We start from the raw sequence: 24,551 nt of genomic DNA, 5'->3' as shown, positions 1-24,551 counted from the left end.
TTGGAAAAGTACGACAGTCGTAGCAGTATTCTTGCGCAGAAGAAGAAACCGGTTTGCCGCAGCGCAGACAGGTAGGACCAAAGATAAAAGGCAGTACAGTCTGACATTCCGCATGGATCAGAGTTCCGTATGGCACCGGTTTAGCACATACAGGGCAATGTCTTGGAAAAAGTGCGGATAATAACCGGAGTGCTATAGGTAACTTCACTCGCTGTAACTTAAAGTACACAGAAGAGCAATGCTGCTTTATCATTTGTAAAAAAGAAAGAAAACAACGAAAACTCTTCATAATAATATAATATAAATGATAGATCTAAGATATTGCGTTATGCCCGGCCGGTGCTGCCAAAACCACCGCGGTCTGAACCATCTAATCTGTCACATTCTTCAAAAGAAATTGTAGGCTGGTGTTCCATGATACGAAACTGGCAAATGCGGTCATTCACATGAATCTCTGTATCGCGAACAGCCAGAACAGGCATAAACCATTGGTCGTTATCTCCACAGTAGGATTCATCAATAACACCCATATGATTCGTCTGAATAATACCAAAGTTCTTAAAAGTGGAACTTCTCGGAACAACATGGGCTTCGTAGCCCTGTGGAAGTTCCATGGCGATTCCAAGTGGAACAAGAGCAAAATCTCCCTTCTTCAGACAAAGATTATCAGCAGCACGAAGGTCGATCCAGTCGGACTTCCCATCAATATAAGTAAGTTTCTCAATCTTATCAGTAAAATATTTAATACGGATGGTCTGTTTGTTCATAAGTAAAATCCTTTCTTGTCTTAATTATCTTAATTATCTTAACTTTTATATTTACTTTATATAGTTCTCCCTATGCAATTATCATACACGAACATTCGTTTCTTGTCAACGACAAATTTTCCATATATTGGTTAAAAATGATACGTAAATTATCTGAAAATAACGCCATAAAATAGGTATTGAGAGATTTATTTGTATCTTGAGAGTTATCAAGATTTTATCCACATTTTAAGAAAATAAGACCGATTATAAAAAAGAGCGAAAATATTTGCTCTGAGCAACATAAAAAGTGAGTTGTCCACTTTATCCACAAGAGAGTGTGGATTTTGTGGATAACTTATGCACAATGGGGGAAAGAGAAAAAATATATAAATTCGTACATAAACTTAAAATACTTTTTTTGGATTTTGTGCGAAAAAAGCATTGACGAACGTACTTTGGGTATGCTATATTAATGTGGCGATGGAATAGGTCTTTTTTTTATGCCTAAAATTGGTTTATGAGAATAAACCCTACGTTTAACAAAATTGGAGGTGGAAGTTGTGCGCGTGAGAATCACATTGGCATGTACAGAATGTAAACAGCGTAACTACAATACTACAAAGGAAAAGAAAAATCATCCTGAAAGATTAGAAACAAGAAAGTATTGCAGATTCTGTAGAAAGCATACTGTTCATAAAGAAACAAAATAGTCGGACCGGTTTTTAAGGAGTGATAAGATGAGCGACGAAGCAAAGAAAACAGAGAAAACAAGCTGGTTTCAGGGCCTTAAAGCCGAATTTAAAAATATCAGCTGGCCTGACAGAAAAACGCTTATCAGAGAGACAATTACAGTAACGGTTGTATCCGTTGTCCTGGGTGTCATCATTGCAACCCTGGATATGGTTCTCCAGTATGGAATTAATTTTCTGGTCTAGTATAAAGGTAAAGGTGAATATATGTCAGAATTAAACTGGTATGTGGTCCATACTTACTCAGGCTACGAGAACAAGGTGAAGGCTAATATTGAAAAGACAATTGAAAACAGAAAGCTTCAGGATCAGATATTTGAAGTAAGAGTCCCTCTTCAGGACGTAGTCGAGATGAAGGGTGGAGTCAAAAAGAACGTATCTAAGAAAATGTTCCCTGGCTATGTGTTAGTTAACATGGTCATGAACGACGATACATGGTATGTTGTTCGTAACACCAGAGGTGTAACAGGCTTTGTTGGACCGGGATCCGATCCGGTACCACTTTCCGAAGCAGAGATGAGAAATCTTGGTATTGTTGCTAACAGTAACAGTGAAGTAGAGATTGACATCGAAGTAGGCGATTTAGTGGAAGTAACTTCAGGCGCCTGGGAAGGAAGAGTAAGCACTGTAACGGCAATTAACATGAATAAACAGACTGTTACCATCGAAGTAGATATGTTTGGTCGTGAGACTTCTGTAGAGATTGAATTTGTAGATGTTAAGAAATTATAAGACGCTCTGTAAAGAGCAGACAAGTGGGAGGGAGATTCCCGCAATTACCACAATAGGAGGATAGCTATCATGGCAAAGAAAGTCACAGGTTATATTAAATTACAGATTCCAGCAGGAAAGGCAACTCCAGCACCACCTGTAGGTCCTGCTTTAGGTCAGCACGGTGTGAATATCGTCCAGTTTACAAAGGAATTCAACGCCAGAACAGCAGATAAAGGCGATTTGATCATTCCTGTAGTTATTACAGTATACCAGGACAGAACATTCAGTTTTATTACTAAAACACCACCGGCAGCAGTATTATTAAAGAAATACTGTAACATCAAATCCGGATCAGGCGTTCCTAACAAGACAAAGGTTGCTTCAATTTCTAAAGATAAAGTAAAAGAAATTGCAGAGATGAAGATGCCTGATTTAAACGCAGCGAGCATCGAAGCAGCAATGAGCATGATCGCTGGTACTGCCAGAAGTATGGGCATTACTGTAGAAGATTAATCGGAATTGATTAGATACAACGAAGTGGGAGGGTCGCTCCCGATAATACCACAGGAGGTTATTTAGAATGAAAAGAGGAAAAAGATATCAGGAAGCTGCAAAGCTCAGAGATAAAACGAACTTATACGACGCACCGGAAGCAGTAGCCATCGTAAAAAAAGCTGCCAGTGCAAAATTTGATGAAACTATCGAAGCTCATTTCAAAATGGGTCTTGACGGACGTCACGCAGATCAGCAGATTCGTGGAGCAGTAGTTTTACCTAACGGTACAGGTAAAAAAGTACGTGTTCTCGTATTCGCAAAAGGTGATAAGGCTGAAGAAGCTGTAGCAGCAGGAGCAGAATTCGTAGGAGCTGAGGAACTTATTCCAAAGATCCAGAACGAAGGATGGTTTGAATTCGATAAAGTTGTTGCAACACCTAACATGATGAGCGTTGTTGGTCGTCTTGGTCGTGTACTTGGACCAAAAGGTTTAATGCCTAACCCTAAGGCTGGAACAGTAACAATGGACGTTGCTAAAGCTGTTCAGGACTTAAAAGCTGGTAAGATCGAGTACAGACTTGATAAGACAAACATCATTCACGTGCCAATCGGAAAAGCTTCTTTCACAGAGGAGCAGTTAAACGAAAACTTCCAGACATTAATAGATGCCATCATTAAGGCAAAACCAGCTGCAGCTAAGGGACAGTACATCAGAAGTGCTACACTTACTTCTACAATGGGTCCTGGAGTTAAGCTGAACCCAGCTCGTTTCTAATTACAGATACACTTCTTTCACTTGTCTATAGTGTAATTTACGAATTGCCCTATGTAGACGGTAAAGCTGTTGCATCAATTAGATGTGAGGAAAAGGCAGCAGATTTCTGTTTATCTTTTAGATAGATGGAAGTCTGCTGCCTTTTTTTATATCAGATATTATAAGACTTACACATTTCTCGGCAAGAATGCAAGAGTTTTGAGGTCTTATTAAAAAATAAAGTTGACTGTAAATTAAGAAATGAATATATGGACGAAGTCCAGCAGTCAGTGTATAATAAAAAAGAAATGTAGCAGATGTGATTTTGTGCTGATACATTAAGATTCTTGATGAAAAAGGAGGAAAAAGTATGAAAAGTCATTTAAAAAGACATTTCAGTTTGCTTTTAGCAGTATTGTTAGTTCTTACAATGATACCGGTAAGTACAATAAAGGTATCAGCTAAGGCTACGACAGTAGCAACCACTGCAAAGCAGACAGCAAAGAAAACGGACAAAAAGATAACAAAGAAAAAAACGAAGAAAAAAACAAAGAAGACCAAAAAAGCAAAGAAGCAGAGAACGGTATTTATAGCAGCGGGACACCAACAGAGAGGAATTTCTTCTACAGAAAGACTTGCACCGGGCCCATCTAGAAGAAAGGCAAAGCTGACATCCGGTACAGCAGGTGTACGTACACATATTCCAGAATATAAGACGAATCTTGCAATCGCGAAAGCGGCGAAAAAAGAATTAGAGAAACGCGGTTATAAAGTAATCATGCTCAGAACAACCAATAACTGTCCACTGTCTAATCAGCAGAGAACGAAGAAAGCCAATGCAAGTGGTGCAGACATTCATATTTGTATACACTGTAACGCATCAGGAGCAAGCGCACAGGGACCATTAGTATGTGTGCCAGGTAGTTCCCGTTACGTTGGCAAGAAGATTTTTAATAGTTCCCGCAAGTTAGGCAGCTGTCTTTTATCCTCTGTTGCAAAGGCAGTGAATAAGAGAAGCCATGGAACGATTCGTTCGGACTATTACACAACAATTAACTGGGCTAAGATTCCTACAATGATTCTTGAGTGCGGATTCCTTACGAACTCAACAGAGGATCGTCAGTTGAACTCTGCGTCCTATCAGAAGAAGCTGGCGAAGGGAATTGCTAATGGAGTAGATAAGTACTTCAAATAAAGAATTTCAGTGGTAAGTAGATATAATAAATGAGAGAAGAAATGAGAGCAGAAAAAAGAGAAAAACGACAGAGAAAATCGGTAATTTATTATTACATAGCGATTGTAATAACCGCTTTTTTGGGAACAGGCTTATCATTATATCTAAAAGGAGGAGTGCCTTTTGTAAAAGAAGGCGCTCCGATTTTTATGAAGATAGCCGGTATGGTATCGTTATTGCTGCTTACAATTTTATTGTATTGTAAAGCGCAAAAAAGAAAGTGGAAGATTGTTGGTGTAGTCAGTATTGTACTTCTGGCAGCAGTATTTTCTTGGTTTGCATCCGGAATTTCTAAAGAAGCTGCATTGAAGCCACATACGTTGGATACACCTGAAACAGAATTTTCACGATATGATATCCAAGATGGACATTTTACAGTAAAAGAGCCAAATCCTAATATTATTAAAGAAATTAATGAGGATGTTCTAAAGAATGTTGTAATACATTTTTCCAAACCAATTGAACAAAATATAGCAATAAAAGTAATGTATACAAATAGGAAAGACGAAGACTTTTCCAAAGAAAAGAAAGTAAATTTCAAGGCACAAAAGGGAGCAACACAGGCTATCCTGCCTGTGGAACAAAGCAATGTAAGCAGAGTAAAGATTATAATTGGAAAAAAGATAGGGGCACAATTTGACTTTGGATCAATAGAATTAAATGGAAATTACCAGGAACGTCTTAAAGAAAAAGAAAGAGATTTTCTTGTCTATTATAGCATGTTTATAGCATGTTTATAGCATTACCTTGCTGCTTTTTCCTGTTTGCCAGTTTAAAAGAACGACAAAAATTAGAGTCAAATATTATAATTAAAATCCTTGCATTTCCATTTACTTTATGTGTGCCATTAGGAATATTTCTCGAATTATTAGTAAAGTATTTAGTGGAATGGGTAAAAGTTACTTGCGGAGATGTTGCATTTTCGACGATATTACTGCAATTAACCAGTCCAATTAAAGGAACGGACAGTGGAATTATACATAGCATTATACAGACTGCAGTGTTACCGCCAGTTATTTTAACTGTAATGGTTATATTATGTTATATATTTTTCAAAAGAGAACTTTATACATTAAAAATATTTTCACAGAAAAAAATTCCAAGATGGAGTAAAATTATAATAGAACTTTGTGTGGCAGTAATTCTTTTGCATACAATCCATGTGCAGGGAAGCGAAATCGGTATGTGGGAATACTTAAGAAATTCAAGAGAAGTGTCTACATTTTATGAAGATTACTATGTAGATCCGGATAATACTACCGTTACATTTCCAGACAAAAAGAATAATTTAATCTATATTTTTATGGAATCAATGGAGAGCAGCTACGCAGATAAAGCGGAAGGCGGCACGATGGACGTGAATTATATCCCTAACTTGACAAAGCTTGCTAAAGAAAATGTACAATTTTCTGATAAGGCAGATAAAAAAATGGGAGGTCCTGTATGCTTAGAAGGAACAGCATATACAGCCGGTGGACTTGTTGCACAAACATCAGCAATTAATTTAAAAGTAAAAAATGCCGGAACAGTATCTGATACATTTTTGCCCAATCTCACAGCATTGGGTGATTATTTAGATAAAGAAGGATATCAGCAGGTATTTTTGTGTGGAAGTGATGGTGATTTCGCAGGGAGAGATGCCTACTTTAAAACACATAAAAACTACAAAATAGAAGATTATAATGCTGCGATTAAAGAAGGAGATATCCCAAAAGATTATAAAGTCTACTGGGGACATGAAGATAAAATACTTTACGAAAGAGCAAAAAAACAATTAAAAAAACTCTCTTCAGAGAACAAACCATTTAATCTTACAATGCTTACGGTAGATACCCACTTCCCAACAGGCTTTATATGCAGTCTCTGCGATAATAAATATAATACAACCTATGGAAATGCAGTAGCTTGTGCAGATAAGCAGGTATATGATTTTATAAACTGGATAAAACAACAGGATTTTTACGAGAATACAACGATTGTTATCGTTGGAGACCATACATCTATGGTAGATACCGGTTCACAATTTTGGAAACCGTTAAGCGGAAGCTATATCAGAACAGTATATAATACGATCATTAATCCGCAGTGTGCTTACAAAGAAGCCGCAACACAGAACCGTCGTTTTACAACAATGGATATGTTCCCAACAACAATGGCAGCACTCGGAGCAAAAATCGATGGAGACCGACTTGGATTAGGAACGAACCTTTTCTCAGGAAAAGAAACATTACGAGAAAAAATGGGTGGAAACTATATAAACAAAGAACTCAAAAAAAACGATAAAAAATACAACAAATTCTATTAAAAAATACTAATTTAATGGACTAAAGAGACGAAAAGCAGAAATTTCATATACAATACAATGTGAAGATAGTCGCTTCGTAGAAAATGCCTGTTCGGCATTTTTACTGGCTCCGACATCACATTGTATTGTATATGAAATTTCTGCTTTTCTGCTGTTTGGCTCCAGAAGGAAATTAGTATTTGGATTTGAGGAAGAGGGGATTGTCCAGAAGTCTATGGTTAGAATCCTATAGCTTAAAGTCATAAAACACAATACTTATAAAAAGTTTTTTCTCTTTTCCATAATTTTTTGGCAATTCAGTAATACACAACAATTTGAATGTCAACCCTTTAGAATTTAATTTCTCGGAAAGTTGTAGTCTTCTGGTTCATTCCATGTTGCCAAACTGTAGATTTAGATTAGACAGAAAAAAGAAATACTGCCATATCCCAGATGCGGCTTCGGAGCGTGTTTAAGATGCGAACGAGCATTTTAAACACAGCGACTATAGAGCAGATGGGATATGGCAGTATTTCTTTTTTCTGATTATTCTAAATCTACAGTTGGTGAGAGTGCCCAGAAGGCTATGGTTTTTATTAGAATGAATATCTTCAGAAAGGGATACTTTCTTACTCGATTGTATAAAAGTTATATTTATCTAGCATAACAAGTTAATTTAATGTATATGTTCTTTCATTAAAAGATTATGATGGTGATGTCTATGTATATCAGACGAACAAAAATGCTCATGCCCATGTTTATGCATAATCACATGGGTATGTGTTGAACCATCGTGTGTATGTGTGATTAAATGTGTGTGCAGATGGGAGTGATTTTTCACTAGAGTATCTGCTACGACAAAAAGTGTACCGATAATCATAAAGAACAGACCAACAAGATAAGCAACAGAAAGTTGTTCCCCATTAATAACAAAAGCGAGAAATGTTCCAATAAAAGGAGCAACGGCATAGTAAGCGCTTGTCTTGGCAGCTCCCAAATCTCTTTGTGCCCGGATGTATAAAAAGATACTTAATCCATAGGCAACAAATCCTAAGAGCATGGCAAGAATGATGTATTTTACAGAAGGTAAAGATTCTCCAACGACAGATGCGACGACAAAGGAGCCAAGACCACAGCAAAGTCCCTTTATTGTAACAATCTGATAAGTGCTTTTTTCGGAAATCTTTCTTGTGCAGTTATTCTCCATGCCCCAGCATATGGTGGCGAGGAGAACAAAAAGAGAGCCAAGGGAAAAATGAAAACTTCCACTGCCCTCAAAGGAAAGAATGATACTGGAAATTGTGATAAACAAAATGGCAATCCAGAGCCTTTTAGATACGGTTTCTTTAAAAATTAATAACGCAATCAATGTTGTTGCGACGATTTCAAAATTACCGAGCAAAGAAGCATTAGCAGAAGAACCGATACTAACTCCGAGCATTAAAAAGATAGGAGCAAAAATATCTAGAACTACCATACCGATGGTATAAGGCAGGTTGTCTTTTGTGAGTCGTTCCTCCTTCTGTTCGTTGTTCCAATGAAATAAATACATAATGCCAACACCGATTCCAGCCCCAAAATACAAAAATGATGCCATGAAAGTAGGTGGAACATCTTGAAGTAAGTGCTTAGAAAAAGGTACATTTACTGCATAGAATACTGCTGCTAATACTGCAAAAAATATGGGTTGTAGTTTCTTTTCTGTCATATCGGGTCACTCCTTTGACATAGTATAGATTATATCATGATTGTTTTAACTTATTTTTTAATTTCAAAAACATCACTCCTTTATGCTTTGTTTGCCACCATGCCACTTCCTTTTCTGCGAAAACCACCTGCGATATTTGAACACAAGCACAGGATGATAGTATAATGAGTAAACTGATATGCATAAATTCATCGCCTGTCATAAGCTGTGTTCATTATACAACAATTTTTATATTTTGTCTGTCTAAAAAAATTAAATACTAATTTGTAGATTTAATATAGACGAAAAAAGAAATAATACCATATCCCATCTGCTCTGTAGTCGCTGTGTTTAAGATGCTTATTCGTATCTTAAACACGCTCCGAAGCCGCATCTGGGATATGGTATTATTTCTTTTTTCTGACTATCTAAATCTACGGTTTAACAACATGGAATGTGCCAGAAGACTACAACTTTCCAAGAAATTAAATTCTAAAGGATTGACATTTGAATTGTTGTGTATTACTGAATTATAAGCGAACTACGATAAAGAAAAAAAGAATTGTTATCTTCTCTTTCATAAAATTTAAATGCAATTCAGCAGATAGTATACTCCTTCTGTAGATTTTCACTCCAAATACAAACCATAAACTTCTGGACAATCCCCTTATTTTCCTCAGACCAAAATACTAATTTCCTTCTGGAGCCAAAAAACAGAAAACCAGAAATTTATATAGAAAAGAAAATGTGATGTCGGAGCCAGTAAAAATGCCGGTCAGGCATTTTCTACGCCGCGACTATCTTCACATTTTCTTTTCTATTAAATTTCTGGTTTTCGTTTCTTTAGTCTCTCAAATTAGTATTTTATAAAAATCCTTTTTGTTCTAAGGTAAAGATGATATTACGTCCTTCGAATGTACCGTCAATGATACGTCTTGCTCTTACACTGTCACCGATATTTTCAACACGAACGTTAGTGTCTTTATAAGCTTTGGATACTTCTTCGTAAACTTTGCTCTGTGCTCTCATACCAAGACATACAAATCCATGATCGAATGGAAGCTCGTAAACTTCACCTTCCGGACTCTTAACAACGAAGCAGTCTTCTTTTACTTCCTGAAGAGCTGTGCTTGTAAGCTGGTTTACATTGTATTTTTCCATCATACATTTTGTATCGTTCTTTGTTACAGGATCAAGATCACGTCCGATTGCTGGCATCATTTCAACGATAGATACTTCAGCACCTCTTGGAGCGAAGAATTCTACTACGTCAAGACCTACAGCACCACCACCGATTACAACAACCTTCTGGCCTGTCATATCTTCTGGGTAATCAGGTACATGTTTGATCATGCTTAAGATAGATTCAACTTTTCCACCTTCTTTATCAATGTTCTCATGAAGTCCTGCGATAGGTGGGAGAAGAGGAGCAGAACCAGTAGCACAGATGATGATGTGTGGGTTGAATTTCTCGATTACTTCAAGAGTAGCTTCTGTGTTCTTGAAAATGTAAAGATTATCAAGAGCGGCAGCGCGTCTCTGAAGGTATACAGGGAAATCATTTAAACGGTGTTTTGCAGGAATCTTGGAGATTTCTGTAGCAAGTCCACCGAGAACATCTTTTTTCTCAAGAAGGAATGTAGTACATCCAACTTCTGCTGCGGAACATGCTGCCTCAAGACCAGCAGTACCACCACCGATGACAACTACGTTACAGTTCTTGTTTACTTTACGTCCAAGATGTGTGTCTCCTTCAAGGACAGATGGGTTAACTGTACAACGGATAGGTCTGTTTCCACCGATACGGTTTCCGGCACATCCGATGTTACAGGAGATACATTTTCTAAGCATACATTCCTGGTCGTTTGCTACTTTATGAACCCAGTTAGGCTCAGCGATAAGACCACGTCCCATACCGATTAAGTCACAGTCACCTCTTGCAAGAGTGTCTTCTACAACCTGAGGATCGCGGTAGTTACCCATAGAAATAACTGGTTTTCCAAATTTCTCTTTTACAGCTTTCGCCATATAAGCTCTCCAGCCGTCTTTCATGTAGTTCGCATCAATCTGGTACTGGATGGAGTCGTTAAGACCACAGGATACATCAAAGATATCTATTTCGTCATTTAAATATTCAAGATATTTTAAAGTATCTTCTAAAGTATTTCCGCCATCTACAAGTTCGTCAGCAGAAAGTCTTAACATGATTGGCATATGAGGTCCGATCTGGCTTCTTACTTCATCGATGATCATACGGCAGAAACGAGTTCTGTTTTCGATGCTTCCACCAAATTCATCTGTTCTGTCATTGTATACAGGAGAGAGGAACTGGCTGATTAAGTAAGAATGTCCGGCATGGATCTCAACAGCATCAAATCCGGCAGTCTGTGCACGTTTTGCAGCTTCTCCATATTTTTTTACGATAGCAAGAATTTCATCTTTTGATAATGGGCGAGGTACAGCTCCACCTGTTTTGGAAGGAATATTAGAGGAAGATACTGGCTGAAGTCCACCGATACGGGAAGACATAGCAGAAGCTCCTGCATGGTTGATCTGGATAGAAAGTTTTGCACCATAACGATGCATGTCTTCACAGAACTTGTAAAGACGTGGGAGATAGTTATCGTGATCGATACGAAGCTGTGTAGTACCGTTAGAACCCAGTGGGAAATCAACGTTTGCATTTTCGACGATTAAAAGACCTGTGCCGCCCTTTGCACGCTGTCTGTAGTAATCGATATGAAGAAAACTCATCTCACCATTCTGCTCGCCATAGTTTGTTCCCATTGGCATCATACAGATTCTGTTTTTAACTGTCATTGCACGAACGGTTAATGGCTCAAAAATATGTGCATATTTGTTTTTCATTATGAAACCCTCCTAAAAAATGATTGTTATTGTTAGTATAAAAATAAGTCAAAAAGATTAGTTCTACCTACTGTTTTCACAGTATTTGATGACTCTATTATACTGAGTATTGAGGAGGATTATCAATCGAGAACACACTGTGAATCAATAGAAAATATCTATTAAATATACAGCCTCGCGTTCCAGTTAATTTTTTCTGGATGAACATGAATGAATTAAATTAGAAAACAAGAGTAAACTTTCGTGAAGTGTGGTATTATAAGAAATATACATTTATGCCTTTTGCGGTAAAATGTAAAGTATACGGTAAAATATAAAGTATACATGGAAACTATCGATGGAAACTACCGATGAAAACAAGAGTTGATTTTTAGGAGGAATTTTTTATGGCAATAATAAATATTACAAAAGAGATTTTTGAAGAGCAGATTTTAAAGGCAGATCAACCGGTTCTTGTAGATTTCTGGGCACCATGGTGTACGTATTGTCGAAGAATTGCACCAGCTTTTGATAAGATTGCAAAACAGCAGGAGGACAAGCTTGTTTTTGCGAAGGTTAATGTTGATGAAGCTCCGGAAATTGCAGAAAAATATGGAATCGATACGATTCCAACGCTTCTTCTTTTTAAAAACGGAGAAGTAGCAGGAACAATCGTTGCACCGGATTCTAAGGCAAAAATTGAAACATTTATTCAAGAATATTTGTAAGATGTAGAAATGTAGAAACACAGAAATACAATATAAAAAGGAAAGGAAATACGATGGATAAAATATATGATGTAGTAATTATCGGTGGAGGTCCTGGCGGATATACAGCGGCGCTTTATTGTGCAAGAGCAGGACTTTCTACGATGGTTCTTGAAAAGCTGTCTGCCGGAGGGCAGATGGCACTTACTTCCCAGATTGATAATTATCCGGGCTTTGAGGAAGGGATTGATGGATTCAGTCTGGCGGAAAAGATGCAGCAAGGGGCAGAGCGTTTTGGCGCTGAGACAGAGCTTGCAGAAGTACTGAGTGTGGATTTTTCCGGTGAGATAAAGAAGATAGAGAGCAGTGAAGGAACATTTAAGGCGAAAACGATTATTATCGCGACAGGTGCCGTTCCAAGAGAACTTGGAGTGCCGGGAGAGAAAGAATTGGTTGGACGTGGCGTTGGCTACTGTGCTACCTGTGATGGAATGTTTTACCGAAACAAAACGGTTATGGTTATTGGTGGTGGAAATACAGCAGCAGCGGATGCCATGACCTTATCAAGAATCTGCGAAAAAGTGATTCTTGTTCATCGAAGAGATTCTCTTCGTGCAACAAAGGTTTATCATAAGCAGTTAGAGGAAACACCGAATATCGAATTTTACTGGAACACAACAGTCAGCGAATTTTTATACGATAAGAAGCTTACCGGTGCAAAGCTGCATAATGTAAAGACAGGAGAAGATACAGAAATTTCTGTCGATGGTGCATTTATCAGTATTGGAAGAAAACCGTCCTCTGAATTGTTTGAAGGAATTCTTGCTATGGATGAAGCCGGATATATTATTGCAGACGAGTCAACACGCACGAATATACCAGGAGTATTTGCCATTGGTGATGTCCGGACAAAAGCACTTCGTCAGGTAGTAACTGCCGTAGCAGATGGAGCAACGGCATCGCATTATATAGAAGAATATCTGGCGCATCAGATGTAAGAATGACAGGATATTCTTGAATTTTCTTTAAAATCAAGTAAGATTAAGAACAAAAAGATTTCGAGAAAGCATAAAAAGAAATGGAGAGATTGTACTTTTAATGGAAAAAGAAACAAAAAGAAGCCTTTTGTTAATTACATTTGGCGTTGTATTATTTGCCTTGCTGATGCATTTTCCAACAGTGATCAAGACCATACAGAGAGGGATTGCATTGATCCTTCCTATTATAGTAGGTCTGATTCTTGCATTTGTTCTAAATGTTCCTATGAAAATGTTTGAGCAGCTTTTTACAAAAATAAAAAAGAAATATCCGAAGTTAGAAAAAATGCCGGTAACAGGAGTAAGCTTATTTGCGACAATGGCCTGCATCGTTCTTTTGATTGGAATTGTATACACGATGTTTGTACCAGGACTTGTAACTTCCGTAAAAAGTATTTATATTGTTTTTATGGAAAATACACCAAAATGGCTGTCATGGCTTCGGAGTAACGGAATGGATACTGCATGGATTTCAAAAGAAATTGCCTCTTGGGATTTTAATAAACTTATGGCACAGATTACAGGAAATGTAGGAAACGTAGGAAATGCACTAGGAAAAGTAGTGGATGCCACAACCTCTTTTTTTGGTGTAGCAGTCAATGCGTTAATGGGATTTATTATAGCAATCTATGTATTATTGAGTAAGAATTCTCTCTCAAGACAATGCAAAAAAATGCTTTATGCACATTTATCCAAAAAGCATGCCGATAAAATATGTTACATATCCAATCTTGTGAATGAAACATACTCTAAATTTTTCTCTGGACAGTGTATTGAAGCAGTTATTCTTGGTCTGCTAATGTTTGCTGCATTTACAATTTTCCGCCTTCCGTACGCCAATCTGATTGCGGTACTTACGGCAATCCTTTCCTTCATACCATATATCGGAGCATTTGCAGCCTGTTTTATCGGGGCATTGCTCATCGTCATGGTAGACCCATGGAAAGGTCTTTTAAGTATCGTTGTTTATCAGGTTGTACAGTTTATAGAAAATCAGTTCATTTACCCAAGAGTAGTCGGCGGTTCCGTTGGGCTTGCTCCACTCTGGACCTTAAGCGCAGCTTTGATCGGAGGCAATCTTTTTGGAGTAATTGGAATGATATTTGCGATACCAGTCACAGCAGTATTATATGTTCTAGTTAAAGACGATGCAAATCGTAGATTACAAAGAAAAAAGATTGATTTATAGAATATAAAACAGAAAACCAGAAATTAGAAAACCAGAAATTTACTATAAAAGAAAATTTCTGGTTTTCTAATTTCTGGTTTTCTGTTTTTATGCCTCATCCCTTGTTATAAACATCATGATGAAGGAAAGTAAGAGTAGAGCGGAAGATACAAGGATTGCCCGTTCATGTAAATATTTAATACATTGATTTCCAATGATTGCTCCGCAGATAAAGCAGAGAATAATTCCGTAGTAGAGAAGTCCCTTTTCAAGAGCATCCCGTTTCTTTGTCTGGAAGAAGGTGTAAATATTTTGTGTGCCGCTTCGAAGATTTCCGATACACATGGTTGTAGCAATACCATTGCCATGAATTTTTCGGAAAGTTTCCACCTGTATGCCACAGGCAAGAGAAGTTAAACTGTTTGCCAGAAGATTATGGCTTTGTGGAAAAAAGCTTACGATGGCAAGAATGATAGCTTCTGTAACAACAGAAATCTGCCTCCAGTGTAGATGCCCTCCTTTTCCTAAGTTTCGAACAATATCAGAGAGCGCAATTCCGAAAGTAAAAGCGAGAACCGGACAAAGGTATCGAATAGCAGCAGGAATATCTCCTTCCGAAAGATGTACACCAAGAAGAAGCATATTTCCTGTTTGTGCATTAGCAAAAACCTCTCCTCTTCCTATATAAGAATAGGCATCCATGAAACCACCCGATAAGGCAAGCAGGATACCAAGCTCAATTGATTCTGAAATCTGCACTTTTTTATTCAAAGAAAAAACCTTCTTTCTATTAATATACTATATATAATATACTATATACTGATGTTAGGGGCAAAAGGTATTTTACCCCTAACTTGATGTCATGAATCACTCCGTAGCTAACGCTACTCCCGTAATTTTGAAACGTACAAGTTTTACCCACAAAATCTTCAAAAATTCGGTGGATAACCCCCGTATATTGAACAAAAAAATGTGGACAACTCTCTAAAAATGCATGAATTAAGAAAAAATAATTCAAAATATGTCGTAATGATTATAGATGTAATGAAAGGATTTGTCAATTAGAATATCTTTACTTTCAAATAAGAGAATGTTATCATAATAACGTCTATATGAGACATTCATTAAACAAAGAGTTTTTGATAAATAATAATTGAAATATAGAGGAGGTGCCGTATGGCAAAAAAAGCATTAATTGCTATGAGTGGCGGAGTTGATTCATCAGTGGCAGCTTATCTTATGAAGGAAGCGGGATATGATTGCATCGGTGTAACGATGAAGCTTTATGATAATGAAGATATTGGAATGGAAAGAGAAAAGACCTGCTGTTCTTTAAGCGACATTGAAGATGCCAGAAGTGTATGTGTCAAACTGGGAATTCCATATTATGTATTTAATTTTAAAGACGACTTTAAAGAAAAGGTCATCGACAATTTTATTTCCTGTTATCAGAAAGGAATGACACCAAATCCATGCATTGAATGTAACCGTCATTTAAAGTTTGAACATCTTTATAAAAGGGCAAAAGCTTTACATTGTGACGTGATCGTAACAGGACATTATGCGAAAGTCGTTCAGGATGAGCAGGGATATCACCTGTTAAAAGGTGTAGATGAGACAAAGGATCAGAGTTATGTCCTTTATTCCCTTACAGAAGAACAGCTTGCACATACCTGTTTTCCATTAGGAGATTATACCAAAGCAGAAATCCGAAAAATCGCAGAAGAACAGGGATTTTTCAATGCACATAAACATGATAGCCAGGATATTTGTTTTATTCCGGATGGAGATTACATGGCATTCATTGAAAAAACAACAGGAAAGAAAAGTGAACCAGGTGATTTTGTAAATCAGGAAGGTGAAATAGTTGGCCAGCATAAAGGATATTATGGTTATACGATCGGACAGAGAAAAGGACTTGGAATTTCTGCACCGAAACCATATTATGTAACAGAAATCTGCCCAGAAGAGAATAAAGTCATTCTGGGAAGTAATGAAGATTTATTTAAAACCGATCTCATTGCCGATGACTTCAACTGGATAGAAGAATTAGCGGAAGATGAAGTAGTAAAAGCAAGAATTCGATATCATCAAGCTGAAAAAGAAGCAACAGCAAAGAAAAATCCAGATGGAACAGTAGCAATTCACTTTTTAGAACCACAGCGTGCGATTACAAAAGGACAGGCAGTAGTTTTATATAGAGACAAGCACGTAGTGGGAGGAGGAACAATAAAAAATACTAATTTGTAGATTTCGTGTAGACGAAAAAAGAAACAATACCATATCCCATCTGCTCTATAGTCGCTGTGTTTAAAATGCTCATTCGCATCTTAAACACGCTCCGAAGCCGCATCTGGGATAGGGTATTATTTCTTTTTTCTGTCTAATCTAAATCTACAGTTTGGCAACATGGAATGAACCAGAAGACTACAACTTTCCGAGAAATTAAATTCTAAAGGGTTGACATAGAATTCTAACCATAGACTTCTGGACAATCCCCATCTTCCCATCCAAGATTTAAATACTGATTTCATCTGGAGCCAAAGAGCAGAAAAACGAAAATTTAATATCCATTAAAATGTGATGTCGGAGTAAGTAAAAATGCCGGTCAGGCATTTTCTACGCAACGACTATCTTCACATTTTAATGGATATTAAATTTTTGGTTTCCGTCTGTTTAGCCTTACAACTCCTCTATCACACAGGTATGATGTTTTTCTGAGTCATAATTTATTCCAACTAAGAGAATCTTTCCTTGATATCCAGACAAGGCTCCCTGGTAGCGTTTTTCTTTAATCTGCTTGAGTGCTGTGTCTGCGGATTGATTATACTTTAATTCTACAATCATCGCAGGGCGATTCCCTGCATTTGCTCTTGGAAGAAAGACAAAATCAGCAAAACCTTTTCCTGATGGCATCTCTCTAATTACATTGTAGTAAGCGGGTGCAGTAAAGTATGCCATTGTGAGGACACAGCTTAATGCGTTCTCATCATTGTATTTCAATATGGATGTATATGTTTCATGCGCAAGTTCAATAAGTTCAGCCACTTTTTCGGCATTACCTTTTATCGTTGCCATAAGTAATGTATCACATTTGGAAATTGTAGCTGCTATATCTTTCCATTCACCTGTTTTTAATGCTGACTGAAATGCTTTCGCCACCTCATAATTGGGCACATAAGCACTTAACATATCTTTGTCATAACCAAGATAACCGAGATGAATCAAAGCAGTTAAAGCATCATCTTTGGAATGAATTTCTGTTAAATCATTTTTAAAACATTCGGTATCAACTTCCACTTTTTCTCCTGATAACATAGCAAGAATATCTTCTTTTAATCCAGCATAATTCATAGTGATAAAGGTATTTATTGTATCGAAAGCGGAGGTATTTCTCCAATAAGAATCTATTTTATGCCGTTCTAATGCCTGTGATACAGAATTAGGATTATACATATGCTCTCCATCAATCAGATACCCATTATACCACGCTTTCACTGTTTCAAAATCCATACTATAATCTTTACATAAATCTTTAACTTCTTTTTCAGTAAAGCCATAGTATTCTGTAATTGGATAGGAATCTAGCATCGTATATTCCTGAAAATTGTTTAAAGCAGATTCATCTTTTATCTTCTTAATTGGTAATATTCCTGTGATATATCCAAGCGCTAAAAAGCTTTTCGATTCTTCTGACTTAAACAAAGAATGTAGAAATTGCAAATATTTATGGACTAGATCCTGATCGTGGCTATTTCGGATAACACAATCCCATTCATCAATGATAATAACAAATGGAATCTCTGTCAGCAAATAAATATCCTGTATCAGTAAATAAAAATCTCTCTTATAGTTTAATGAATCCCCATATATTTTTTGAAAATCCTCACAAACACGTTCCTCTATCGATTCTATTAAATCTTCTTTATGATAATCCCAAACTGATGAAATATCCAAATGGATTACATTATATTTATTTCGATATTTTTCATAATCTGGATTGGATGCAATCTTCGTATTTTCAAATAATTTTGAGGAATCGCTACCCAGACTATAGTAAGCATCAATCATTCCGGCAGCATGGGACTTACCAAAACGTCTGGCATGACTAACAGCGATACATTTTCCATTCGTTCCTAATTTTTTATTTAAAAATTTTAAAAGTTCTGTTTTATCAATATAAATTTCACTATTCTTATCCTGTGTAAAACTTCCATTCCCCGGATTAAAAAATGTACCCATTTTGTCCCTCCTGTTCTTTATAATCTACTCACATATAGTGTATCACATTTTTGTAAATCTAAATACTAATTTGTAGATTTCGTATAGACGAAAAAAGAAACAATACCATATCCCATCTGCTCTGTAGTCGCTGTGTTTAAAATGCTCGTTCGCATCTTAAACACGCTCCGAAGCCGCATATGGGATATGGTATTATTTCTTTTTTCTTTAGAAGACCGCCTACAATTATTCATAATTATTCAGTGAGAAGATATTCCCATCGGGAGATTTTCATCCCAATGAAAACCATAGCCTTCTGGACAATCCACTTATTTCCATTCAAGATTTAAATACTAATTTCCATCTGAAGCCAAAGAACAGAAAACCAGAAATTTGATATAGAAGAAAATGTGATGTCGGAGCGAGTAAAAATGCCGAACAGGCATTTTCTGCGAAGCGACTATCTTCACATTTTCTTCTATATCAAATTTCTGGTTTTCGTCTTTTTACTCCAGCAAATTAGTATTTTAAATTTTCTAAAACTTTTTGTGGAACTTCCATTTCTCCCTGGCCTGTGAAGAGGGAAATGTGTGGTTTGTTCTGACCATGGAAGTCAGTTCCGCCGGTTTCGATGAGTCCCCACTGTTTTGCAAGTCCTGCAACGTATTCTTGTTCTATCGGTGTGTAAGTGTTGTAATATGTTTCGATTCCGATGAGACCGGCTTCTTTTAATTCTCTAACTAAAGCTTCTTTCTGGGAAGAGTCCAGCTTTTTATAGAGCATGAGGTGGGCGAGAACAGGGATGCCGCCACTGTTTTTAATCAGATGAATAGCTTCTTCTGGAGTAGGCATGATGCGTTCTACATAGCAGCATCTTCCTTCGGCAAGGTATTTATCAAATGCCTCCTGAACGGAAGAAACGTATTTCTTTTTCATGAGAAGTTTTGCGATATGTGGGCGGGCGATTGTTTCGCCGGGTTTATCCGGTTTGATTTCATCCATAGAAATTTTAAAGCCCTGCTCCTGAAGCTTTTGGATAATCTTTTCATTACGTCCGTCACGACTTTCGCGGCAAACGGCAAGACGGTCAAGAAGTTCTTTATTATGTATGTCGATATTGTATCCGAGTACATGAATTTCAACACCATGGTAATCTGTAGAAATTTCAAGACCGGAAATAGCTGTCAGTCTGTCTTTGTGTTTGGCGGCAGCTTTTTGGAATTCATCAATTCCGGCAACAGTGTCATGGTCTGTGAGGGCGATGACAACAGGGCTGTCTTTTTCTGCGAGTTTTAAAGCTTTATTAACAATTTCTGTTGGGGAAAAGGTTCCGTCAGAAGCTGTAGAATGGATATGTAAGTCAATATAAGTTTTCAAAGAAGTTCTCCTTTCTTTAATTTAATCGCAAATTACGTAATGCTATAGCGTTAATAATCAATCAACTATTTATAGTATCGCAGACTTAGCTAAAAAAAGCAATGTTTAGAACAACTTTTTATAGGGGTTGAAGGAAATTGACGGAAAAGATGTAATAATACAATAGTTGTTTGTAATAATCGCATAAAGGTGTTAGAATAGCTTTATATGATTTAGAATCTGAAAAGGAAGACAGAGGATATAACGGAGGTTAATTATAATGGAAGATATTATGAAGGCATTGCTGGATGTGGTGAGAGCACAGCATAGCGCAACAGAGGGAAGTGAAGAGAAACCGTTTGATATTAATGATATTATAGATATGGCTATGAATATCACCGGACGACCGGAAGAACCGGCGGAGCAGCAGGAATTATCAGATACGATTCAGAAGATGGCGGAATCAATGGCTCCAGATATTTTTCCTCCAAAGACATTTGAGGAGATGGATGATTCCGAGAGAGCAGCTTCCGCAGTGAATATGATAGAAGAACGTTTGAAAAATGGTGGAAGAAGAAGAGAAGAAGCACAGAAGTCACAGCCGGTGCAGCCAGTACAGGTACCAGAGGCAGTTTCACAGCCAGAACCAGAGCCAGTACAGCAACAGGTGTCGGCAGAGGCGATTTCTGCTTTACAGCCGGAAGTAGAACAGCAGACATTTAATAATGAAGATTATGGGAATGGGAATGCCTATGATATGTTTGGACAGGATGATGTGAATCCGCAGGAAGCAGCGAATCTGAATGATTTAATTTATAATAACTTTATGCAGATGATGGGATTGAATGATCCAAAAGTAGAGTATCCGTTTGATCGTTCTCAGATCCGCTACGGAAGAGAGAAGACAGCAACAGAGATGCTTGCAGAGGATGAAGCGAATCAGGCAGAAGAGAGAGCATTAGAAGAACAGAGAAGAAGACCGGTTTCTGCATGGGAGCTGGCGCAGGCAGCTGTCGATAAGGATGAAGAAGCGCACCAGAAGGAAGAATATGAACCGAAAGAGATGCAGATGCCGGAAACGAAGTCAGCTTCCCAGCTAGCAGCAGAGGCAATTGCCAAAGCAAGGGAAGAAGATCAAATGAAGCTTGAAGCGGAAAAGAGAGCGGAACTTCTTATGGAAGAGGCAAGAAAGCGTGGAAAGGATCCGATGGAATTTGCGCTTCATCAGCAGGAGATTCTGAATTATATGGAAAAAAATAGTGATGAATTGGTTTCGTTTGAAGACTATGAAGATTTATCTCCGGAAGAAAAGTTAGAAATCGAAAGAGAGCTTTATAAAGAAAAGCAGTTAGAAGCAGGAGTTGCACCGGAAGATATCACAGATGTGCCGGATGAGATTAAGGAACAAGTTGGTGTTTTACCAGCGCAGGCACAGAATTCACAGGCTGAGTTGCAGCAAGATGGAACAGGAGAGGCAGCAAGTGATGCCGGGGCACAGGGAACAGAGCAGATACCAGCATTTTCAGATGATATGCTTCGCATGATCAGTCAGGAAGTTGTGCAGGAGAATGCAGATATGATTTTATCTGAGGATGCGAATGCAGATCTTGGTGTAATTAATGAGACGATTTTTGAAAACCTGAAACGAATGATGAGTCAAAGTGGTGGGACAGTAAGTCAGGAAGATATGGAATCTCTGATTGGGGAAGTCATTTCAAGAAATACTTCTGAGACACCAAGTGTAGAAGAAAGTAATGTTTTACCAGAAGAACCGGAAGTAGCTGCAGTACCGCAGGAGACACCAGAAACAGGGGCAGTATCTGCTGTAGAACTTGCAAGAGCCGCACAGCAGGCAGCAAGACCAGAGCCGCAGGAAGTAAGAGAGACTAAGTCGGCTGTCGATATTGCAAAAGAGGCGCAGGAGATTGAGGCATTGAAAAAAGCACTGGCAGCTCAGGAAAAAGAGGAGGAACTTAGTGAGGATGATTTAAGCTTTGATGAGCTTGATTTAGATGATGATACAGAAGATACAGTTGATACCGTTGCAACACAGCCAGAACCACAGCCAGAAGCTTTAGAGGAAGTATCCGAATCCGAGCAGAAACCGGATGAAGAATTAGAGGTGAAGCTGGAAGCAGAAGCGGAGCAGAAAGCGGAAGCGGAGACAGAACAAAAGGAAGAAAAGGAAGAATCTAAGCAGGAAGCAGAAGCCGGAACGCAAGGCAATCCAGTAGAACCAATAGAATCTGAAGAGATTGTTTCAGAGACAGAACAGCCAGAAGAAACTGCTTTAGTTGAAGAGGGGCCGGAAGAATCCGATGAATATGAATATGTTGATCCAGGTGAACTAGTTCTTGGGGAACATACACAAGCTGAAATTGATGAAGCACTCGATAATCTTGCTTCCCTTGGACTGGAAGGAGATGTGTATGAGAGAGCGAAGAGAATGCTTTTACTTGAATTAGCAGGCTCAGAGACAGTACTTGATGCATGGTTAGAAGAACAGGAGAATGGTAAAAAGAAGAAAGCAACCGTTTCTGCATTAGATAAGGAAGAAGATACGTTAGGAGACTTAGAAGATCTTGATGAAGATGATCTTGAAAGAGAACTTGAGATCGCTATGGATGAAGATTTTGTAGAGGAAGAACTTGAAGAGAAAAACACAGAAGAAAATACAGAAGATTCCAAAGAGCCTACTGTAGAAAATGTTGAAAATGCAGAAGAAACTGGTGTACAAGATAATACGGATTCCGAAGAAGCAGAAAAACTGAATGATACAGAAAGTATGGAAAATGCAGAAGATTCTGAAGACTCAGCAGAAAATATTTCAGCAGAAGAAGTGGATACAGAAGAGGTGAATACAGACTCAGCAGATCAAGAAGATTCTGAAACAACAGAGAATGTTAAAGAAGTAAAAGAATCCGAAAGAAGCGTTCTTTCAGATGACGAAGACGAAAAAGAAGAGGATAAGACAGCACAGAAAGACGCAGATAAAGAGAGCGAGACAGCAGAATATATTTCTGAATCAGAACATACGATTCAGGTAGAGAAGACAAGACCGGAAAAAGAAGAAAAGAAATCTGCACGAGTGAAAAAAGATTCTCGCAGTGAGCGCAGCTTACATTCCAGAAAGCATAAAAACGTGGTCAAACGTAAAGAAAAAGCAGCACCGGAAAAAGAAGAAAGAGAGTTTACTGCGGTAATCCCTACTGGAAAAACAGTAGAAGAAAAAGAATTTCAGGTAAGTGTACGTAATCCATTTGTTCTCAAAAACTCTGCAAGTTTCATGGATAAGTTTGAAGAATATATCGTAGATACCCAGGAAAACCGTAAGTTAAGCACAGGCTTTAAGCGTTTAGATGCGATGCTTCGTTACGGACTGCATAAAGGAAGCTATTTTGTAGATTCTATGCCACAGTATTTAAAGAATGGATTCATGCAGCAGATCGCAGACAGAGCAGCGGAGAGCGGTGTTGATGTACTTTATATTTCTACAGAGCTTTCCAGATATGACCTGATGGTAGATACCGTTTCACGTTTAAGCTATGAAATGAATAAAAAAGATGAAGAAAAAGCTGTATCTTCTATGGCAATCATGACCGGAGAAAAAGGTGCAGATATTCGTTCCTTAAAAGACGAATTAAACTGGTACAGAGGCAGAATCAGCGAGCATCTTTTCGTACTTGATCAGGAAGCCGTATCGGAATATGTCGAGAATATGGAAGACGCTTCAGCAAGCGATATTTTAGAAGAATTAATCCGCTCTATTGTAACAGAAGGAGCACATAAACCAGTTGTCTTTATTGATAACATCGAAAATATACTTTCAGTTGAAGACTCCGAAGATATGAAACCTCTCATGGATGGTATCCGTAAACTTGCAAAAGAATTAGGAATTCCGATTCTTATGTCCTACGGATATGCACAGGCTGAAAGCGAAAGCGAACTAGACCCTGACGAAATAGCATTCCATGAATCGCTCGGAAATATGTGTGATGTATATCTCGAATTAAAATATGCAGACATGATCACAGAAGATTACGAGGAACTTACAGAAGAAGACATTGAAGAAATGGTAGAAAACGGAGAAATGCTCCTCATAAATGTTCTCCTTCACAAAAACAGAAGAACAATGAAAGCATCCTGCCAGATACAGGCAACTCCGAAATTTAACTACTACGAAGAATAAAAAACACCCCAAGACAAATGCTTTAAATATTTTAATCTATAAGGAGCCAACAAACAGAAAAAACGAAAACCAGGGTATAGCAAATGTAATGTCAGAGCAAGTAAAAAGCAGGACAGACAATTTCTAGGAGAAGATACCCCAATCACAGCCAAAAACAAATGCTTTAAATATAAAGGAGCCAACAAACAGAAAAAACGAAATTCAGGGTATAACAAATGTAATGTCAGAGCAAGTAAAAAGCAGGACAGACAATTTCTAGGTGCGATACCCCAATCACAGCCAAAAACAAATGCTTTAAATATAAAGTAAGCCAACAAACAGAAAAAACGAAATCCAGGGTATAGCAAATGTAATGTCAGA

General features: G+C 37.7%; 19 protein-coding genes and 1 pseudogene. 13 read left to right on the top strand and 7 right to left on the bottom strand.

Annotation, left to right across the window (positions count from 1 at the left end; translation table 11 throughout):
• Positions 1-22 precede the first annotated feature (22 nt).
• Positions 23-253: pseudogene (locus tag EHLA_RS17175) on the bottom strand (double zinc ribbon domain-containing protein); the annotation flags it as partial.
• Positions 254-326: 73 nt separating this feature from the next.
• Positions 327-767: a dUTP diphosphatase gene (locus EHLA_RS13095; RefSeq protein WP_096241107.1), complete on the bottom strand. Its 441-nt coding sequence runs from the start codon at positions 765-767 to the stop codon at positions 327-329.
• A gap of 542 nt (positions 768-1,309) precedes the next feature.
• Between EHLA_RS13095 and rpmG the strand changes: the two genes are divergently transcribed.
• The 8 genes from rpmG (at position 1,310) to EHLA_RS13055 (ending at position 7,000) form a co-directional block, all read left to right on the top strand.
• Positions 1,310-1,459 carry a 50S ribosomal protein L33 gene (rpmG, locus tag EHLA_RS13090; protein ID WP_005345689.1) on the top strand — a complete coding sequence of 50 codons (150 nt, stop codon included), beginning with the start codon at positions 1,310-1,312 and terminating at the stop codon, positions 1,457-1,459.
• Between the two features lie 27 nt (positions 1,460-1,486).
• Complete coding sequence (gene secE / locus EHLA_RS13085) at positions 1,487-1,684, top strand: preprotein translocase subunit SecE (RefSeq protein ID WP_005345690.1); 198 nt, start codon at positions 1,487-1,489, stop codon at positions 1,682-1,684.
• 21 nt (positions 1,685-1,705) lie between these two features.
• On the top strand, positions 1,706-2,230 hold the full coding sequence (gene nusG / locus EHLA_RS13080) for a transcription termination/antitermination protein NusG (RefSeq protein ID WP_021906548.1): 525 nt from the start codon (positions 1,706-1,708) through the stop codon (positions 2,228-2,230).
• 69 nt (positions 2,231-2,299) lie between these two features.
• A complete protein-coding gene (gene rplK, locus EHLA_RS13075; RefSeq protein WP_005345699.1) occupies positions 2,300-2,725 on the top strand; it encodes a 50S ribosomal protein L11 in 426 nt (141 codons plus the stop codon).
• 67 nt (positions 2,726-2,792) lie between these two features.
• Positions 2,793-3,482: a 50S ribosomal protein L1 gene (gene rplA / locus EHLA_RS13070; protein ID WP_021906549.1), complete on the top strand. Its 690-nt coding sequence runs from the start codon at positions 2,793-2,795 to the stop codon at positions 3,480-3,482.
• A gap of 349 nt (positions 3,483-3,831) precedes the next feature.
• On the top strand, positions 3,832-4,656 hold the full coding sequence (locus EHLA_RS13065) for an N-acetylmuramoyl-L-alanine amidase family protein (protein ID WP_096241106.1): 825 nt from the start codon (positions 3,832-3,834) through the stop codon (positions 4,654-4,656).
• A gap of 41 nt (positions 4,657-4,697) precedes the next feature.
• Positions 4,698-5,435 (top strand): hypothetical protein, encoded by a 738-nt coding sequence (locus EHLA_RS13060; RefSeq protein WP_096241105.1) that lies wholly within the window; start codon positions 4,698-4,700, stop codon positions 5,433-5,435.
• Positions 5,426-7,000, top strand: coding sequence for an LTA synthase family protein (locus EHLA_RS13055; protein ID WP_096241104.1), 1,575 nt, complete (start codon positions 5,426-5,428; stop codon positions 6,998-7,000). Before EHLA_RS13060 ends, EHLA_RS13055 begins: the two co-directional genes overlap by 10 nt.
• 655 nt (positions 7,001-7,655) lie before the next feature.
• On the opposite strand, the gene EHLA_RS13050 is transcribed toward EHLA_RS13055, so the two are convergent.
• Together EHLA_RS13050 and EHLA_RS13045 are read right to left on the bottom strand one after the other, a co-directional pair.
• Positions 7,656-8,687: a DMT family transporter gene (locus EHLA_RS13050; RefSeq protein WP_096241103.1), complete on the bottom strand. Its 1,032-nt coding sequence runs from the start codon at positions 8,685-8,687 to the stop codon at positions 7,656-7,658.
• A gap of 843 nt (positions 8,688-9,530) precedes the next feature.
• Complete coding sequence (locus EHLA_RS13045) at positions 9,531-11,534, bottom strand: FAD-dependent oxidoreductase (RefSeq protein WP_096241102.1); 2,004 nt, start codon at positions 11,532-11,534, stop codon at positions 9,531-9,533.
• Positions 11,535-11,920: 386 nt separating this feature from the next.
• Between EHLA_RS13045 and trxA the strand changes: the two genes are divergently transcribed.
• The 3 genes from trxA (at position 11,921) to EHLA_RS13030 (ending at position 14,446) form a co-directional block, all read left to right on the top strand.
• Positions 11,921-12,241, top strand: a complete 321-nt coding sequence (trxA, locus tag EHLA_RS13040; protein WP_096241101.1) for a thioredoxin — start codon at positions 11,921-11,923, stop codon at positions 12,239-12,241.
• A 53-nt stretch (positions 12,242-12,294) separates the two neighbouring features.
• On the top strand, positions 12,295-13,218 hold the full coding sequence (gene trxB, locus EHLA_RS13035; RefSeq protein WP_096241100.1) for a thioredoxin-disulfide reductase: 924 nt from the start codon (positions 12,295-12,297) through the stop codon (positions 13,216-13,218).
• A gap of 100 nt (positions 13,219-13,318) precedes the next feature.
• Positions 13,319-14,446 carry an AI-2E family transporter gene (locus EHLA_RS13030; RefSeq protein WP_096241099.1) on the top strand — a complete coding sequence of 376 codons (1,128 nt, stop codon included), beginning with the start codon at positions 13,319-13,321 and terminating at the stop codon, positions 14,444-14,446.
• A gap of 87 nt (positions 14,447-14,533) precedes the next feature.
• Here EHLA_RS13030 and EHLA_RS13025 read toward each other — a convergent pair whose 3' ends face one another.
• Positions 14,534-15,196: a YoaK family protein gene (locus tag EHLA_RS13025; protein ID WP_096241098.1), complete on the bottom strand. Its 663-nt coding sequence runs from the start codon at positions 15,194-15,196 to the stop codon at positions 14,534-14,536.
• A gap of 405 nt (positions 15,197-15,601) precedes the next feature.
• Between EHLA_RS13025 and mnmA the strand changes: the two genes are divergently transcribed.
• Positions 15,602-16,675, top strand: coding sequence for a tRNA 2-thiouridine(34) synthase MnmA (gene mnmA / locus EHLA_RS13020; RefSeq protein ID WP_096241097.1), 1,074 nt, complete (start codon positions 15,602-15,604; stop codon positions 16,673-16,675).
• Between the two features lie 432 nt (positions 16,676-17,107).
• Here mnmA and EHLA_RS13015 read toward each other — a convergent pair whose 3' ends face one another.
• Positions 17,108-18,667 carry an AAA family ATPase gene (locus tag EHLA_RS13015; RefSeq protein WP_096241096.1) on the bottom strand — a complete coding sequence of 520 codons (1,560 nt, stop codon included), beginning with the start codon at positions 18,665-18,667 and terminating at the stop codon, positions 17,108-17,110.
• A 498-nt stretch (positions 18,668-19,165) separates the two neighbouring features.
• On the bottom strand, positions 19,166-20,023 hold the full coding sequence (locus EHLA_RS13010; protein WP_157908600.1) for a PHP domain-containing protein: 858 nt from the start codon (positions 20,021-20,023) through the stop codon (positions 19,166-19,168).
• A 259-nt stretch (positions 20,024-20,282) separates the two neighbouring features.
• Between EHLA_RS13010 and EHLA_RS13005 the strand changes: the two genes are divergently transcribed.
• Positions 20,283-24,191: a hypothetical protein gene (locus EHLA_RS13005; protein WP_096241094.1), complete on the top strand. Its 3,909-nt coding sequence runs from the start codon at positions 20,283-20,285 to the stop codon at positions 24,189-24,191.
• The last annotated feature ends 360 nt before the right edge of the window (positions 24,192-24,551 follow it).

The organism is Anaerobutyricum hallii (genome assembly GCF_900209925.1).
Classification (GTDB): Bacteria; Bacillota; Clostridia; order Lachnospirales; family Lachnospiraceae; genus Anaerobutyricum; species Anaerobutyricum soehngenii.
Note: the sequence above shows the minus strand (reverse complement) of the source record. Positions and strands in the feature narration are given on the sequence as shown.

What these genes read in the sequence shown, in the direction of transcription:
- EHLA_RS13005 (WP_096241094.1), top strand. Translation starts at nt 20,283, where the DNA reads ATGGAAGATATTATGAAGGCATTGCTGGATGTGGTGAGAGCACAGCAT.
- rplK (WP_005345699.1), top strand. Translation starts at nt 2,300, where the DNA reads ATGGCAAAGAAAGTCACAGGTTATATTAAATTACAGATTCCAGCAGGA.
- EHLA_RS13045 (WP_096241102.1), bottom strand. Translation starts at nt 11,534, where the DNA reads ATGAAAAACAAATATGCACATATTTTTGAGCCATTAACCGTTCGTGCA.
- nusG (WP_021906548.1), top strand. Translation starts at nt 1,706, where the DNA reads ATGTCAGAATTAAACTGGTATGTGGTCCATACTTACTCAGGCTACGAG.
- EHLA_RS13055 (WP_096241104.1), top strand. Translation starts at nt 5,426, where the DNA reads ATGTTTATAGCATTACCTTGCTGCTTTTTCCTGTTTGCCAGTTTAAAA.
- EHLA_RS13030 (WP_096241099.1), top strand. Translation starts at nt 13,319, where the DNA reads ATGGAAAAAGAAACAAAAAGAAGCCTTTTGTTAATTACATTTGGCGTT.
- EHLA_RS13065 (WP_096241106.1), top strand. Translation starts at nt 3,832, where the DNA reads ATGAAAAGTCATTTAAAAAGACATTTCAGTTTGCTTTTAGCAGTATTG.
- trxB (WP_096241100.1), top strand. Translation starts at nt 12,295, where the DNA reads ATGGATAAAATATATGATGTAGTAATTATCGGTGGAGGTCCTGGCGGA.
- EHLA_RS13095 (WP_096241107.1), bottom strand. Translation starts at nt 767, where the DNA reads ATGAACAAACAGACCATCCGTATTAAATATTTTACTGATAAGATTGAG.
- EHLA_RS13060 (WP_096241105.1), top strand. Translation starts at nt 4,698, where the DNA reads ATGAGAGCAGAAAAAAGAGAAAAACGACAGAGAAAATCGGTAATTTAT.
- trxA (WP_096241101.1), top strand. Translation starts at nt 11,921, where the DNA reads ATGGCAATAATAAATATTACAAAAGAGATTTTTGAAGAGCAGATTTTA.
- secE (WP_005345690.1), top strand. Translation starts at nt 1,487, where the DNA reads ATGAGCGACGAAGCAAAGAAAACAGAGAAAACAAGCTGGTTTCAGGGC.
- EHLA_RS13015 (WP_096241096.1), bottom strand. Translation starts at nt 18,667, where the DNA reads ATGGGTACATTTTTTAATCCGGGGAATGGAAGTTTTACACAGGATAAG.
- EHLA_RS13050 (WP_096241103.1), bottom strand. Translation starts at nt 8,687, where the DNA reads ATGACAGAAAAGAAACTACAACCCATATTTTTTGCAGTATTAGCAGCA.
- rplA (WP_021906549.1), top strand. Translation starts at nt 2,793, where the DNA reads ATGAAAAGAGGAAAAAGATATCAGGAAGCTGCAAAGCTCAGAGATAAA.
- mnmA (WP_096241097.1), top strand. Translation starts at nt 15,602, where the DNA reads ATGGCAAAAAAAGCATTAATTGCTATGAGTGGCGGAGTTGATTCATCA.